Here is a 445-nt window from a genome sequence, read left to right on the forward strand (position 1 = left end):
AGGGATGCCGGTGCGCCGGACCTGGTGAGGCCGGCCGGTTCCCGGACGCCCCGCACTACGCGGGCGGCTTGTTCAGCAGCGAGTCCTTGCGCGACACCATGTCGAACCGTTCCGCCGGCGTCAGCGCGTTGAACGGCTCCAGCATGTCCAGGCCGTGACCGGTGACCTCCGGTCCGTCGAGAGCGGGCACCACGGAGTGCACGACGCGGTCCTCGTAGAGGTGCAGCATCGTGAACGCCTGGTTCGCGTCGACACCGGAGAGCAGGCGCTGGTCGGGTGCGATCTCGGAGGTGTAGCAGGTGGCCGAGGCGACCGAGACCGGGACGCCGGCGAAGGTCGAGAACGACGTGAAGTGGAAGTGGCCGCCGAGGATCCCGCGCACGTCGGAGCCCTGGACCACCGCGGCGAGGCGCTCCTGGTCGTGCAGCTCGATCAGCTCGGCCAG

General features: G+C 70.1%; 1 pseudogene. It reads right to left on the reverse strand.

Annotated elements, in window-relative coordinates:
* Window positions 1–55: 55 nt before the first annotated feature.
* Window positions 56–445, reverse strand: a pseudogene (locus ACOADB_RS17635) (phosphodiesterase); the annotation flags it as partial.

The organism is Nocardioides sp. CPCC 206348 (assembly GCF_048654705.1).
Taxonomy (GTDB): domain Bacteria; phylum Actinomycetota; class Actinomycetes; order Propionibacteriales; family Nocardioidaceae; genus Nocardioides.